This is a genomic window from Rhodothermales bacterium, from assembly GCA_017643395.1.
Classification (GTDB): domain Bacteria; phylum Bacteroidota; class Rhodothermia; order Rhodothermales; family UBA10348; genus JABDJZ01.
Window position 1 is genome coordinate 60,792 of record JAEPNP010000001.1, and the last position, 15,520, is coordinate 76,311.

Consider the following 15,520-nt stretch of genomic DNA (forward strand, 5'->3'; position numbering starts at 1 on the left):
AAAGTGTGCCGAGCGGCCCGGCAGAATAGGTTGCCCGCCGACGCGGGGCGCGCGTAGGTTGCGCAGTTCATGAACACGCGGAGGCATTTTCTGAAGGCCGGGGCTACGCTGGCCGCCGGCGCCCTGCTGGGTGGGTGGCGTCCTTCGGCCGGAGGCGCCCTGGAGCACGTGCGGCTGGGAGTCGCATCCTACTCGCTGCGCGAACTGTCCCGACGCGAGGCCATCGCCGGTATCAAGGCCTGCGGCGCGCAGTACGTCAACATCAAGTCGTTCCACCTGGACTATGGCGCATCGGCTCAGGAGATCGCTGAGGCGCGCCGGCAGTTTGCCGACGCAGGCATCGAGATTGTCGGGGGCGGCCTGATTCCGTTCTACGAAAACGATGACGACACCATGCGGGCGTCCTTCGAGTACGCGCGTGCAGCCGGCTTTCCGGTGATTGTCGCCGGTCCCAACCACGCCGTGCTGCCCCGTCTGGAGCGGTTCGCTGTGGAGTACGACATCAAGGTGGCCATCCACAACCACGGCCCGGAAGACAACTACTTTCCGGCTCCCAGTGACGCGCTTGCGCTGATCGAGGGCATGGACCTGCGCATGGGCGTCTGCGTGGACGTGGGGCACACCGCCCGGACCGGCAGGGACGTGGTGGCGGAGATTGCGGCGGCAGGTGACCGCTTGCATGACGTGCACATGAAAGACCTGGCCGACTTCAGCAGTCGGGACAGTCAGTGCGTGGTGGGCGATGGGCTGATGCCGGTCCCGGCAATTTTCCGGCAACTGGAAGCCATGCGATACCCCGGCTACGTCAACCTGGAGTATGAAATTGAGGCCGCCAACCCCGTGCCCGGCATGCAGCGCTCGTTTGCATACATGCGGGGTGTGCTGGCAGGGATGGAGTAGGCGTTTTTCTGTTCGAGCGTCCGGGCGGATGGCTCGGTCAAACGGAGCTCGGGATCAGGACAACAGCCCATCCGAAAGAACAACCAGTGTCACGACGAGCGAAGCCATGAGAAAGGCGAGGGCGTTCTCTTTCCACCCGGCGCCGAGTCGCCGACTGCCTGACACCGTCAGGGACAGCAGGAACAGGACGAAAACGACCGGCAAGACCCACATCGGGAGCTCTAGGGCCAGACTCGCCGCAGCCTCATCGTTTGGCCTGGAGATATAGCTGATGCCCATGGCACACGCCCTCATAAAGAAGGCCAGAAAGAGAAAGGGGTAGTAGCGGACGTGAGACGTCCTGCGAATCAAGACCAAGGCTGCGATTCCCTGAAACCATGTAACCAGGGGGCCGGCAAGTGCCACCGCTACGAGGTGGATTGTGGAGTTGTACGTCCCCTCCACCAATCCGACGTGATTGAACGTCATCCACATATCGTAGCCCAGCACAGTGCCCATCGCCCAGTGCGCCGATTCGTGGAGCGGCCAGGTAAGAATGACAGCCGGGAAAAACCAGAGTGCCAGAGCCCGGTAGTCCGATCTGGTCCAAAGAGGTCGGTTACTCATGGCTCATTGTACGGCCCCGCGGAAAAAAGCTGCGCGTGGCTCCTGGGGCGGCCGGTTGTGGGCTCGGCCGGTTCGCGGGGCGGTTTCAGTCGATTCTCAACATCCGGCCGGCCAACTCCCCCGCCGCCTGCCGTAAACTCCGGCTTCCACCTGCCCCGGTGGCGGAATTGGTAGACGCATGCGACTCAAAATCGTATGTCCTTTGGACGTGTGGGTTCGAGTCCCACCCGGGGTACAGCGGGCGAATGGCATATCGCTGCCGGGCATGTGATTATGCCTCCGATCGGCGCCGAGATCAGAGGTGCTATTAAAGATTAGTGTCGGCTAGTTCCGACGAGAACGTGTATCGTGATCACACCCTAGGATCTGGGAGATCGCGCCATGCCCTACTCGGCATTTGATGCTGCCGGACATGGCGACCGTCCAGGGGACAGCGCTGGCCAGGTACGCCTAGATTGAGTACGGAGCCACGAGGATGACGGTGGCTCGGCCGACGGGAGTCACCTACTCGTCGATCCGCGCGCCTCGAAGCTCACGATTCGCGAGTGCCACGACCGCGAGAATAACCTTGGACTGGATCGTGGAGGGCAGTAACCAGGTCGCTGCGAAGGGCCGGATTTGATTGCCGATCAGTTCTTTGCCATCGCCGACTTCATTGCAGGTGCAATTAAACTCGACTTCTCGCCAGACATATTATGTGAGTGCTCCGGCGAACGCTCAGAGACCTGTTCTCCTCGGCCTGATCAACGATCTGTCCGAAAGAAGATCGATTCCGGCCGTTTCGAGGTCAGGCCACGCCGCAGACCATTGCGGCCCGATGCGAAGTGCTCGAACGCGGACCTCCAGGCACTTCCTAGAGGTTGCCCTCCTCAGCCAGACGAGAAGGGGCCAGTCAGTCCCAGTTGTGCCGGTGAACCTTGGTTTCGTCCCCTGGCGTTACAGGCGGCATGAACGGCGACTCGTCGATTTGTGGTGGCGCGCCGGAGCTTTGAGGGCAGACCTTCAGGCGCAGGCCTGCTTGGTTGTAGTCGATGTCCCACAGCACGTGTCTGGAGATGGCGAGCCCTGCGAGAAATTCGGCGAACAGCCCGTCGGCAAGGCCGTCCAGGTCCAGTTCGGCAAGACGCCGGCGCATTTCGGCTGTCGCGCCAGCAATCAGTGCGCTCGCCTCCTGACGCTTCCACGGCGGTAGCGCCGGCGGCATTTCGATTATTATGGTCCGGGGAATCTGGTGTTCGACTTCGCCGGCAGAGGCCCAGGAACGAATCCAGACATCAATCCGCCCGTCCGAGTCGAACCAGTCCTCGACGTGAACCCGGAAGGACGCATTAATATGTATTCCGTTGAATGGGTTCGTGCTGATCGAGAGTGGGCGCACCTCCCTCACTCGAGGATGGCTCTGCAGATCCTCGAGAAGTGGCACCAAGGCTTCCCGGAGTCGGTGCTCCAACACTTGCAGCGGCGCGTTGTGCCACACGCAGCGCTCTGGTTCTTCGATACCTACGAAAGTGGGCTCAGCAAGCCGACGTTCGCCGTTCTGGAACGTCGCCCAAAACGTCACGTCCGTGGGATCATCCGTTGCAATCCGGAACGTGACCTGGTGGCTCCCTGACTGGTAGCGATGGGCGAACCGGACTCTCCGGCCCTCGCGAACTTCAACCAGTGGGACTGGGGTGTTGGCATCGATGACTCTCACGGCGAATCTGACCCGCACCGACTGTCCCGGACGCACGTTTCGAGGTGTGATCTCGATGTTGTTCAGTTCGATGTTGTTGAGGGCGTCCAGCACAAAGTGTTCGCGTTCTTTCCAAGCGAAGGGCATTTTTTGTCTTCTCCTTTTTCTTGCCAGTCCCGCGGGGGCGATCAGTGACATCGGTCCCGCGCGCGGGATAACGGTGAATGGAGTCCCGCCAACGCGGCTCACGATGCCTGTGAGTAGAATGTTCGGCGGGCTTTGTATCCAACACGTCGTGCCGGCGCCAAGGGGATCACTCTCCCCGCCAGTCGCAACCTCCCTCCCGAGCATGATCGGGGCCCCTCGGTGCGAAATGCCTATAGCAGCCAGAGCAGGTACGCTCCTTTCCTCACAAGCCGGCACGAGGTTGTGCCGGAGTTTGTAGCCGGCTCGGAACGAAGAAGGACGAAGAGTGGACTTCGCCACCATGGTGAACGACGAGCCTGTGATTCCAGATGAGGCGACTCCGCAGGCGATCGCCAGTCAGGTGGATGTCCAGGCGGGGCTTGAAACAGGAACTCCTCGGTAGGCAGAGACCGGCAAAAGACAATAACCGGCCGCTCAAGGGTTCATGGCGCGGCCAGCTGACCTACGAACTGAATGAGTAGGGGCCTCAGGGTGGCCCAGACCGCTGCCTGCCCGACTGACCTAGCCTTATCCATCATGTAGGTGAACACGGTGTCCTCTTCCAGAGCCGCGAGCTTCTCTTGCCCCAGCATTGACAGGCCGTACACATGTGCCGAAGGCCACTCCTTGTTTCCCACCACACCTATCGGCTGCGAAGGCAGATGCGTGATGAAATGTCCAGACTCCAACAAGAGATACGTGTGGTATGCGACCACCCCGTCTTCGTAGCCCTCTAGCTGCACGGATGCCGTCGCAATCGCGCTGGAGAGACTGGCCTCCGCGCGAACCTTCAGCATTACCTCTCTCAACACGGCTAGGTCTAGTTCCATATTCCCTTCCTCCATTTGTTCAGTTCCAATGTCCGTCGGATCCTCCGGACACTCGACGCAGGCGCTCTCAACATATACCACTCAATCTCTAACCTGGTTGTAGACTTTGTAGAGGCCGTGTCGGGCAGGCCGCCAGAGTCTATCACCCGGTAGCCCAAGAAATCGGCTACCTCCACGGGTACCGCAGAGTCCCTGGGGCGCCGGGTCAAATAGCACCCGACTCCTGGCAATCTGCGTTGTCGGCCGTCGGAGGTACCAGAACCCTCGCCCCAATCGACATCGGCACCGGTTCGATGGAAAACAGCGGCCACCCGGGGAGCAGATAGGCCGGTCGGCCCGCTCCCTGCTCCCCGCATGGGGACACGGGCATATCCTTCTGACCTATGAGGATCCCCGCGTTCATATCCCTTTGCGTCTGCCTGCCGATGGTCGTCCATGCGCAAACCGGGGGATGGAGCGACGCGCGAATGGTGAAGAACATCAACACTCGCGGCGTCAATCCGTGGATGTCGGATGTTGTCGTGGCCGGGGGCAAGGCCTACTTCTCCGCCGAGGTCGACGGGGTCCGCAGTATCTGGGAGTCGGACGGCTCGGAGAGTGGCACCAGCTTGGCAACCAGCGTCACGGGAACCCACGGACACCACCTTCTCCCGTTCGCTGCCGCTGGAGACCATGTGCTTCTCGCTCCATTTGGGAGCAGCGAGGTGTGGGGATTCGGCGCATCCAACCGCGGGTCACGCCTGCTTTATGCAGGAACTGACCGCAGTATCCGCATTGTGGGAACACTGGCAGATCGGGTTATTCTGTCGGTGCCTGAGGCCGACACCACTTATGCACTCTATTCAACCGACGGGACAGTCGCGGGGACAGAGCAGCTCACCGACCAGCGGTTCAGGCACCGCATCGCGACCAGCGGCCTCATCAACCCCGGAGTCCTGTTCTTTGTCGTCTCTACGACTCGCGAGCTTCGCGAACTCTGGCGAACCGACGGCACCCGGAGCGGAACGTACCGTGTTGCGCCGTTCCTCTGGGCCGAGGGCCCGCTCGAGCGCGTCGGAGACCGCCTGGTGTTCAGAGGTCAGGAGGTCGGAACCGGACGATGGAGCCCAGATCTCTGGGCCTTGGACGTTCATACCCTTATCCCATCTCGGCTGACGAATACGGGTAGCATGGGTGAAGTGCTCGGACTTGACGACTACGTCGTCGCGGTCTGGCGAGACGGGAACCGACGGACGTTGTACCGCACCGACGGAACGGCGAGTGGTACGACAGCCTATTCAAGCCTAGCGGCCGGACTCACTGTCCTCGGCCGAGCTGGCAAACGATTGCTCTTCACCACCTACACGTCGACCGAGGGGACCGAACTCTGGCGGACCAACGGAACTGCAGCTGGCACAGGTATGCTCGCTGACATCTATCCCGGACCCACAAACTCCGACATAGATCTTCTCGCATCCGCTTGCGGCAAGCTGTATTTCGCCGCCACCAGTCCCTCGACCGGCGCGGAGCTTTGGGTCTCCGACGGCCAACCCGAGGGGACCCGCGTCATAGACATTTTTGGCGGGCCTGGAAGCTCCACTCCCTTCTCGGCCGCAGCCTCTGGGTGCGACCTCTTCGTGATGGCTGAGACAGCCGACGCTGGAGGAACGCTGGTGCACGTCGACGCTGCCGCCGGCGTGACAAGGACCGTCTCTAGGCAGTTCTCCTCCCCGAAGGATGGCAACGCCGTCCCTCGAGGCCTACGCGCGTACGGATCCAGCGTGATCTTCCAGGCCACGCACGAAGAGCACGGGGAGGAGGTCTGGATTAGCGACGGGACGGAGGCCGGCACCCGGCTCTTCTACGAGGCGGTGCCAGGAGCTTCTCGTGGAACCGTTGGCACCTTTGTAGGGCCGCGTGGTCACCTGTTCATCTTTGCCATCCAGAACCCCGGCACGCTGGATCTCCTCCGATTCGACCCGCAGCCGGAGGCAACGCTGTCTGGGCTGGACAAGACTCTGCGTGCAGTCTCGCTCGGCGACCTGATGCTCATAACAGCCAGGGGAAGGCTTTGGGCGGGGACTGGCCAACCGGGCTCCATGGAGGAGATTTATGACAGCAACTCGCGCCGTCTAAAGGTTTACACTGGCACCCGCCTGGCGTACTTCATCGATGACCGCGAGCAGTGGTTCGCGACCGACGGCAGTGCAACGTTCACCTGGCCACTACCGGTCTCCCCATCCTCGCTCTTCAACGGGGCCGTCGTTATCAATGACACCCTGTACACCGCTGAGACCCGAGACGGGATGTCCGGTCTGTGGCGGATAACCGCCGATGGTTCAGCCGAGCTGGTATGGCACAACCCTCACGGTAGTACTCCCTCCTCCCTCACCGCATTTGGCTCTCGCGTGCTCATGGCCTCCGGGAACGGGCCAAGGGGCAGTGAACCGCTCGTCTACGAACCCTCGAGCAGGGATGTCTGGCCCCTGTTTGCGGACGGCATCGGCAACCGTGGAGATCTCAGTGGTTTCATGGTTGTACAGGATCGCGCATTCATCTCTATGGGGGTCCATTCTGTCTGGCAAACCGACGGAACTCACCCTGCCCGCCACGTCCTCACAGCCGACGGCGCCGTTTATCTCCTTGGAGATGTCGATGGAGAGCTTCTTCTCAACTACAACGATGGCATCCACGGCGAGGAGTTGTGGATCACGAACGGAACGGAATCCCGGCTCTTGGCGGATCTGAATCCGGGACCCGCTTCATCCTCGCCCTCAGAGCCAACTCGTGTCGGGGACCGACTCTTTATCTCCGCCGAGGCCTATCCGCACGGGCGTGAACTCTGGGTGCTTACGTACGACTCGACGCCTGAGCCGTCCGATCGGGCCCGCCCCGTCCCTATTGTAGTCCCCCCTCCCTTTCCGAATCCGGCGACAGGCCTTACGCGGATCGCAGTTCCGGCCCACCAAGGACCAATTGACATCACGCTCTACGACGTTCTCGGCCGCGAGGTCAGAACGATAGCCAACCTCTCGAACGTGACCAACTCCACCTCTCAAGCTGTCGACCTCGCCGGACTTTCCGCGGGAGTCTACCTGCTGACCGTGGACATTGCGGGTTACCGCGAGTCACACCCGCTGATTGTCCGGCGGTAAGCGGTGCGCCGGAGAGGTCGGGAAGACCCACTGGCAGTCGCTTTAGGGCCAGTCTGCGGCAACCGATACCAGCAGCCTGAAGACTCATGACACCATGAAGACACTGGTTGCTACGGCGTGCGCCGCCGTCCTTGGGCTCGGATATCTGGCACACGACCCCACTCCCGTTGCGAACTACATCCGGGTGGCATCCGAGGGCGCATTCACCATTGAACCTGAAGAATGGCTTGAGGAGGCGACTTCCGGTGTCAAGGCCGGGAATCCGTTCTGGATGAGCACCTACGGTGTCCTCCTCCTCAACGGGTCCCAAGGGGTTGAGCCGCTGGAAAACCTTGTAGAGGCGGATCCAGGCCGGGGAGCAATTCTGATTGAACAAGCTGTCGACAAAGGTCTGACAAACGGCCTCTTCCTTTCGTGGTTGTTCACTGGTCAGTCCGATGAGACTCTGCTAACCAGGGCCGTCCAACTAGGGGATCCGAATGCCACCAGCGTGTGGCTGGAAAGGGCGCTCCTAGGTGCGGAGTGCTCGACGGAAGGACGAGCCGTCCTGGATCGGCCGCTGCCCTCTCGCGAAGAACTGTTGGCGAACCAAGAGCGAACGGCAGTGCTCTTCGAGGAGTATGGCGTCGGCTGGTATAGCCGGGAGAGCGTTGAAGAGCAGTACGAGCAGGCTTACGCAGAGGCCTTGTCCAAACTTGAGAGGCTGGAAGAAGGGATCGAGTGCGATCCGGAAGCGACGTGATCTGAGCACCGGTGGTCCCCTGACCTCCGCAGGCACCTGTCATCGGAAGAGTCTCATCGCAGTGGCGCGAATCTCTCCACCGGTCCCGCTAACTTCAACGGAACCGCCACGAGCGCTCACACGGCCTGCTGGCGGCACACCATCGCCCACTAAATCAGCCGGAACCATGGCCGACATCGCGAAAGACACCACGGCCACCGTGATTCCGACGCTACGCTACAACGACGCGGCCACCGCCGTGGAGTGGCTGTGCGAGGCCTTCGGCTTTGAGAAGCACCTCGTGGTGCCAGGGGAAGACGGCACCGTCATCCACGCCCAACTCACTTTCGGGAGAGGAATGGTGATGCTGGGGTCTGCCCGATCTGACGAATTTGGCGCGGTCCAGAGGCCACCGGACTCCGCAGACGCTCCGGTGACCCAGAGTCCGTACATCGTTGTGTCCGATGCCGACGACCACTACGCACGAGCCGTAGCAGCAGGAGCGCATGTCGTCATGGAGCTCGCCGATCAGGACTACGGTGGGCGCCTCTACACCTGCCGCGACCTCGAGGGTCACGTTTGGAGCTTTGGCTCTTACGACCCGTGGGGCTAAGTCTGATTCAATCCAGGCGCTTTTGTGTGCTGGCGCCACCATACAGAAATCCCCCGACCTCCATCTTGGAGACCGGGGGATTCCCCCACCCAGGAGTCAAGCTCGGCGGCCGGTAAGCTAAAACCGCCGGTGCCCTCTCATCCTATTTCATGAGAACCAGCTGTTTGGTGAAGCTGCCAGCCTTGGTCTCAAGTCGGTAGATGTACGTGCCCGTGGGGAGGCCCGCTGCGTCAAACTGCACTTCGTGCTGACCCGCCTGTACGGTGCCGTCGATCAGCACTTCGACCTCGCGACCCAGCACGTCATACACGGCCAGGCGTGCGGTGCCGGTCTGCGGAAGCGAGAATGCGATGGTCGTCACCGGATTGAACGGGTTGGGATAGTTCTGGTCGAGCGCGTATCCGGTCGGGATCTCGACTTCAGTGGTCGGCTCGGGCTCAACATCCGTTGATACTGAGGCGGCCGGCATGAAGTGGATTCCACCTTCCTGGACACCCATCAGAACCTCACCACCACTCGGGCTGATCGTGACAAAGGTCACGTTCGCACCACGAAGGGCGAAGGAACTCATGGACGAGGCCGTCGAAGGCGCGCTCGAAGTGAAGGCGCCGTGTCCCCACGTCGTGACGTAGAGGTCTTCACTCTGATCGAACGCGAGGCTGCGAGCTTCAGGCGTGACCGTTCCGCTGTCCAGCGTTACGTCCGTATCGATTTGGCTCCAAAGGCCGGTGGCCAGCCCGTCACCGTCGAGCGACATGCGGTAGACACCACTGCCGGTGGCGGCAAAGATGAATCCACTGGTGGCATTCGACGACGGAAGCAGCTCCAGGTCGAAGATGTGCCCGGCGTTGTTGGAGATCAGCAGATTGTTGATCACAGTGCCACCAAGCTCGGTCCACGTGAAGCCGAAGTCTTCCGAGGTGAATACCCCGCCGCCGAAGGTACCGGCGTACAGTCGGCCGGCTTCTGTCGGGTGTGCGGCCATGGACCACGGCGTGTCCGTGGAGACGGCCGGCAGGCTGGAGACCTGCTGCCAGGTGGCCCCGTTGTTCAGCGAACGGAACACCAGTCCATCGTTCGCGGAGACATACAGGAATCCGCTGTTGTCCTCCAGGATCGAGTACACATTCGTCCATCCGGGAGTGCCGTTTCCGAGGTCCGGCTCTGCTGCGGTGAAGTTCTCGCCACCATCGGTTGAGATGTAGAGACCATCACTGCCCCAGGACGCCAGGTACAGCTTGTCGTCCGTCGAGTCGGCAGGTGTGCCGGCGTTGTCCAGGTACATGTCATTCACGTACAGCGGGTACGGGAGTCCGTTGCCGCACTCGCGCCAGAGGTCAGCCGGGAAGCCGGTGATCTGCTTGACGCGGCACAGGACAGCGCTGTTGAGCCCGGAGAATCCATTCGCCAGACCAACAACCAGGCGCTCGTTCGTACCAGAGCTGTACCATGCGGCAGAGGTCGCCTGCGCACCGGTCGGGAAGGAGAACGCCGGAGCTACGGTCAGGCTGACCGAGTCATCGGTCGAATCCGGATCACTCTCGGGCGAAGACACCGTCGCGGTTGCCGTGCCATTGAAGATGTGCTTCACGATTGCCGTGTAGGTGATCGTCGCACTGTCTCCAGAGCCCATCGCGCCGACACTCCAGACTCCTGTTGAGGAGTTGTAGGAACCGACCGAGAAGGTCGGACCGGTCACGATTTCGAGCACGGTGCCAGAGGCGCCGTCGCTACCGAACAGGATGTCGTCAACCGTAACACACGTCGCGGTATCGGGGCCTGCATTGGTGACGGTCATGGTGATCGTCATCTGGTCGCCCGGATTGACGCTGGTGCCCGCCGAGGAGGACATCGCCAGCGACAGGTCGGCAGACTGGTCCGCGAAGGACTCGATGCCACTGAAGCTCACGGTCTTGTGGGCGCTGGAGAACGTAATCGTTCCAGTGCCACCCGCATTCGTGATGGTATCAATGGTCGCGCCGCCGCTCGTATTCATGTCGAGCACGTCGCCCGCGCAGGTCGTCGGAGTGCTACCGGCGACTGTGGCCAGGCTGAGACTACTCGAGTTCGAGATCGGCAGGATCGTGAGCGTGTCTGCTCCCTCCTCACCATTGATGGTAATCGTGGTGGAAGGAGATCCGGTCTCGTCGAGGCCCTGGAAATCAACCGTGTCTGCGCCGTCGCCGGCGTTGATGACCAGCGTCGTGGTAGGCGTTTTGAACGTGATCGCCTCAGAGCCATTCGAATCGATGAACGACATGCCGTCTACGCTCGATGCATTGTCGCGAAGGACGATGTTGTCATCGATCGCATCCGAGAACGTAAACGTGGCGTCCGACACGGTGATGGTCGATAGGACCGGCGCCAGGTTCTGGTAGTCGACGCCAAGCGTCGTACCGCCGGATCCGAATGTGAACTGACCAGCAGATGAACTGACCGCAACGTGGGTCGACGTCCATGTGTTGTTGTTGGGATCATTGATTTCCAGTGCGTCTGCACCGTCGCCACCATCCCATAGCAGGTCGAGGTTGGGATCCAACCCTCCGAGACTCACCGCCAGCGTGTTCGCGTTGGCATTGCCGTTTATGGTGAAGTCAGGATCGCTACCGGTACCGTAGGTAGCCGAGAGCATCGTATTGCCGTTGCCGTCGACCAGGGTCAGGTTGCCACCGACCTCAGAAACTGTGACGGGCTCAACGGTGCCAGTGGGCAGCGTTACCGAGGTAGGAGCCGCGCCGACTGCGATGGAGTAGTCCTCCACCTCACCGTCATTTGCAGTCTCGGTTGCGTCGTCGCAATTGTCGATGGTCGAGCACAGGCGGAATCTCAGAATCTCCGGGTTCGTGGCACCGACAGCGACAGAGACGGCTACCCAGTTGGAGCCCTCGGTTACCGCCAGGTCGGTCACATCCGTAATCGCGCCATCTCCAAAGATGCTGAGGTAGCCGCTTCCGCCGGTCACCTGCACATGGAAATAGGCCGTCGTGTTAGCCGTCATGACGTTCCCGAGGATCGAGACACCGTCATCGCCGTCTCCGTCATCGTTCGGATTCGAGGTCTCGGCATCAATCGCTGTTCCCAGCCTGAGATCGCTGCTGATGAGGTGTGAACCCAGAGCTGCGCCACCACTCGTGGTCAGGTCACCGAAGTCAACGCCGACCAGCAGGGCCGAATCGGTATCGGCATCGTTGGAGTTGTCGGTTTCGGTGTTGCCTGCCTGGGATACGGTCATGCTGGCCGTGGAGCCCGCGGCACCGTCGGCGTTGACGGTGAAGACCACCGTCTCAGACTCGCCGGCACCAAAGTCAGCGAACTGAAGCACACATGAGCCGCCCTGCAACGATGGACTGCTGTCGCAGGTCGTATTTCCACTGCTATCGCCGGTGTAGGAGCTCGCGGTAGCGGTGCTCATGTTGAACCCGGTCTCGGTGATCGTCAGCGTGATGTCGGCCGTCGCCGCAGCAACACCGTTGTTCGTGACGACCACATTGACAGTCGCCCCGGGGGTGCCATCCAGGTTGATGGTCGCATCGGTGATGTTCACGGCCACCGACAGGTCAATGCTGTCGTTGGCGTTGATAAGACCGATGGCATTGCCGTTGCCGGCATTGACATCGTAGTCCGCGCCATCGGTAATGGTCACGATGAGGGACTCGTCGCCCTCGGCATCCGAGTCATTGATGGTGACGACGGTCAGGGTCGCAGGCGCGGAAGGCGTAACGGCAGACGTGATGGACAGGCTCGGTGTGGGCGTGTAGTCCGCCCCGGCCGTCGTCGTGACGTCCTGGTAGCTGAAGAGGGCTGTGTAGCTGGCCTCTGCTGCCACGCTCGGCGTTACGGTGAACGTCAGGTTCGCCCCTTCCGCTACAGGAGATGCATCCGAGATGGAGAGCTCCGGCTGCGACTCGTTGTCGAGGATGGTGGCGACGCCGATGCCGTCGGACAGCGAATAGCGGGCGTTGGTCGCAACCTGTACGTTGAACGTTTCAGTGCCTTCGTAGACGAGATCGTCGATGATCTGCACGAGAAGGTCTGTCGAGGTCGTCCCCGCGGCGAGAACGGCCGTGTAGGCTGCCAGGCCGGTTCCGTCACCGTCGTTGTAGTCCGTGTCGTCGCTTCCGCCGGCCCCGTTGTCGGCATCGGTGGAACCATCGATGAACGCGATGTCAGGGGTCCCTGCGTTGGTACCAAACGTGAGATCTTCGTCGATGGGACCCGAGAGCGTAATCGTCATCGGGATCGTGCCCGCGTTCTCAGCCGCGGATCCGTCCGCGATGGACAGCGTCGGGTTCGACTCATCGTCGACAATGACGATTTCCTGATCGTCGTCGACGATCGTGCCGCCACTCGCATTGGAAATGACGAGTTGGAAGCACTCACTGGCGTTCTGCGCCTGATCGGCGTTCTCGCGGATGGAGTCCTCCAGCGTCTGGACACTGACCGGCTGGCTCGCCGTGGAGCCCGACAAGAAGGTCAGGGTACCGGACGCTACTACGAAGTCAGTCCCCGCCGTAGCGGAGTTGACGGTGCCCACGGAACACGTGGCTTTCGGTAGCACCGCATAGTCGACGGTGATGTTGGCGCCGGGTGCCGCGTCGACGGTCACCTGAGCGGTCAACGTATTCCCCTCGGTCACGGTCGCATCCGCGGGGACGTTGAAGTTCTGGGCTTGGGAGGGTAGCACTGACGCGAATGCCAGAAGCACCAGCCCAATGAGGGTTTTACCCAGCGTTAGTATCCGCCCGTGAGTAGTAACAGAATTCATGACAGCCTTCCTGCTGATGTTTGCACAACGTTGCCGGGCGGCTGCCGCTGTCGTCATGGGGGACGTACGACACTCCGCACCGCTAACCAGTCACTGAAAACGGACGTGAGTAGCTGAATTCGGTCACATGTCCCATTTGTGTCGTCTTTTGTCCGATTTGTGATAGCGGATGTCTGCTATCCGTTGGCCCCCTGTCCGAAATGCGTCCTTTCGCACCCTGCCACACCGATTGGAATCAGCCCAAAACGGCCGATTTTTGTCCAGGAGCGGCCGAATTGGACAACGGGCCGTCCGATTCCCTCCAGTCGTGTCCGAATCGCTTCAATTCGGCCCTGAAGGGGCATTAGGGCCCAAAAACGGCAGGGAGAGTCGGCACCTACCGGATCAACTGGATCGGCACGGCGCGCTCAGCGCCATCTGCACTCCGGACCAGCAGGAAATAGGTGCCACCTGCCAACTGTTCGGGCAGGCGCCATTGAACGGGACTCCTTCCGAGCTGGACGGACAAGCCGGTGACCCTTCTCCCAATCGGATCAACAAGCAACAGCGAAGCGGCCAGCGGGGCTCGGTCGAGTCGAACGTTCAGCAGTCCCCGGGTAGGATTTGGATATACCTCCAGGCTCGGTGCATCTGGCAGCGACGGCTCGCCACCCATATAGAGCGATCCCTGATACGCGCCCGCATCGGACGCGAGGCCGACGGGCCGGATCACACCGTCGAGGTCCGTGCCGACCGAGTACTCCGGGGCACCCAGGTTCATTGCAGGGCTGCCGGGCTGGAGGCGGTAGTTGCCCTCTTCGCCCGGGGCCGCCGGAGCCACGAACAGGGGATCGGCATAGATACTTGTCGGGAATGCAGATGAGAAGTCGTCCGCAACGATTCCGTAGGTGTGGCTGCTAAAAACCTCCTCGGACTCCGGAAAAAAGAACACGCTCGATTCGATGCTCAAATCCACCTCGTCCGCCGCGAACAAAGCCGACCTCTCGTTGCGGGCGTTGAAGATGCTGTTGGCAATCAGCACTTGAATCCCGTCATGGGGTGGGTCGTACTCGATGTGCATGATGTAGTTGTTGCCGACGATGTCGTCCACGGTGATGTGGCGAAATTCGAACGTTTCGTCGGCCCCGTCTGCTTCTATCACGATTGCCGAGTATGAAGTCGGCTCCGTATAGGTGCCCCCTCGGCCGTAGATCAGCGTATTGGTGACCGTGCTGCCCCCGCCCCAGAGCTTGAGTCCGTCGGCTTCGTTGTGCGCAATCACCGAGTCCCAGATGTGTGTGCTGTCGGACTTTGAGTCGAGTCCATCGCCCCGATTGTACAGAACCCGAACACGCTCAAACTCGATCGGGCCATCCGAGGGCTCGATTCCGAAGCCGTCGGGACGGTCAAAATGATTCGGCCCAAAGACGCCCTGGTAGTAGAACCCGGACCAGGACAGCTCCGTGTCCCTGATCATCACTTCTCTCCAGTTACCGTCCTTGGAACCGATAATCCCTCCGAGGCCACAATAGGTGAAGCGAGAATCTGATATCACGAGACCGTGCACGTTGTGCATGTTCACCGCGGCCTCATCCATGTGATGGATGTACAGGTCTTCCAGATGGATATCGGTCTGCGACTCATCTCCAAGAATGGCGTCCCGCGAGGGCGCTCCGTTGTCGGAGGTCAGTTCGAGACCCTTGAGGTGAACGTGAGACTGATCGGTGATGTCCACCAGCGCCAGCAGATTGCTCGATCCTGCGAGGATGGGGCGCTTGCCCGGCTCTCCCCTTATCACCGTTCTCATCCCTGGAATCCCGGAGGGTGGACGCACGATATCATCGTCGAAAACGCTCAGGCTGTAGCGTCCCTCAAGAATGACCAATGTGTCTCCAGCGGCCATCTGCCGGGAGGCGAAGCCCGGCGTTGCCCACGGATCGGCCATCGTCCCCGAACCGGCGTCGCTTCCCGCCGGGGAGACATAGTGTGTCTCGGGCATGGCGTTTCGCGACGCGTAGGATGGGAGGAGGTTTTCGGGGCCCTGATTCCCCGTCAAGAGCACGGCCGCAGCCGTGAGTACGGCTCTGTTCATGGTCGTCTTGCCAGCTATT

9 protein-coding genes and 1 tRNA gene are annotated in these 15,520 nt (G+C 61.2%); 5 read left to right on the forward strand and 5 right to left on the reverse strand.

Annotated elements, in window-relative coordinates:
- Positions 1-69 precede the first annotated feature (69 nt).
- Positions 70-900, forward strand: a complete 831-nt coding sequence (locus JJ896_00230) for a sugar phosphate isomerase/epimerase (GenBank protein MBO6778053.1) — start codon at positions 70-72, stop codon at positions 898-900.
- A gap of 54 nt (positions 901-954) precedes the next feature.
- Here the strand turns inward: JJ896_00230 and JJ896_00235 are convergent, their stop codons facing one another.
- Positions 955-1,506 carry a hypothetical protein gene (locus JJ896_00235; protein MBO6778054.1) on the reverse strand — a complete coding sequence of 184 codons (552 nt, stop codon included), beginning with the start codon at positions 1,504-1,506 and terminating at the stop codon, positions 955-957.
- A 152-nt stretch (positions 1,507-1,658) separates the two neighbouring features.
- Between JJ896_00235 and JJ896_00240 the strand changes: the two genes are divergently transcribed.
- Positions 1,659-1,741 (forward strand) — tRNA-Leu (locus JJ896_00240).
- A 657-nt stretch (positions 1,742-2,398) separates the two neighbouring features.
- On the opposite strand, the gene JJ896_00245 is transcribed toward JJ896_00240, so the two are convergent.
- Positions 2,399-3,379, reverse strand: a complete 981-nt coding sequence (locus JJ896_00245) for a hypothetical protein (GenBank protein MBO6778055.1) — start codon at positions 3,377-3,379, stop codon at positions 2,399-2,401.
- Between the two features lie 431 nt (positions 3,380-3,810).
- Positions 3,811-4,197, reverse strand: coding sequence for a hypothetical protein (locus JJ896_00250; GenBank protein MBO6778056.1), 387 nt, complete (start codon positions 4,195-4,197; stop codon positions 3,811-3,813).
- Positions 4,198-4,580: 383 nt separating this feature from the next.
- Between JJ896_00250 and JJ896_00255 the strand changes: the two genes are divergently transcribed.
- The 3 genes from JJ896_00255 to JJ896_00265 all read left to right on the forward strand — a co-directional run bounded on the left by JJ896_00255 (position 4,581) and on the right by JJ896_00265 (position 8,665).
- Entirely contained in the window at positions 4,581-7,331 is a 2,751-nt protein-coding gene (locus tag JJ896_00255; protein MBO6778057.1) for a T9SS type A sorting domain-containing protein, read from the forward strand.
- A gap of 94 nt (positions 7,332-7,425) precedes the next feature.
- Positions 7,426-8,073, forward strand: coding sequence for a hypothetical protein (locus tag JJ896_00260; protein MBO6778058.1), 648 nt, complete (start codon positions 7,426-7,428; stop codon positions 8,071-8,073).
- 166 nt (positions 8,074-8,239) lie between these two features.
- Positions 8,240-8,665: a VOC family protein gene (locus JJ896_00265; GenBank protein ID MBO6778059.1), complete on the forward strand. Its 426-nt coding sequence runs from the start codon at positions 8,240-8,242 to the stop codon at positions 8,663-8,665.
- A gap of 142 nt (positions 8,666-8,807) precedes the next feature.
- On the opposite strand, the gene JJ896_00270 is transcribed toward JJ896_00265, so the two are convergent.
- Complete coding sequence (locus tag JJ896_00270) at positions 8,808-13,430, reverse strand: T9SS type A sorting domain-containing protein (GenBank protein MBO6778060.1); 4,623 nt, start codon at positions 13,428-13,430, stop codon at positions 8,808-8,810.
- A 376-nt stretch (positions 13,431-13,806) separates the two neighbouring features.
- Positions 13,807-15,501 carry a right-handed parallel beta-helix repeat-containing protein gene (locus JJ896_00275; GenBank protein ID MBO6778061.1) on the reverse strand — a complete coding sequence of 565 codons (1,695 nt, stop codon included), beginning with the start codon at positions 15,499-15,501 and terminating at the stop codon, positions 13,807-13,809.
- Positions 15,502-15,520: the final 19 nt, after the last annotated feature.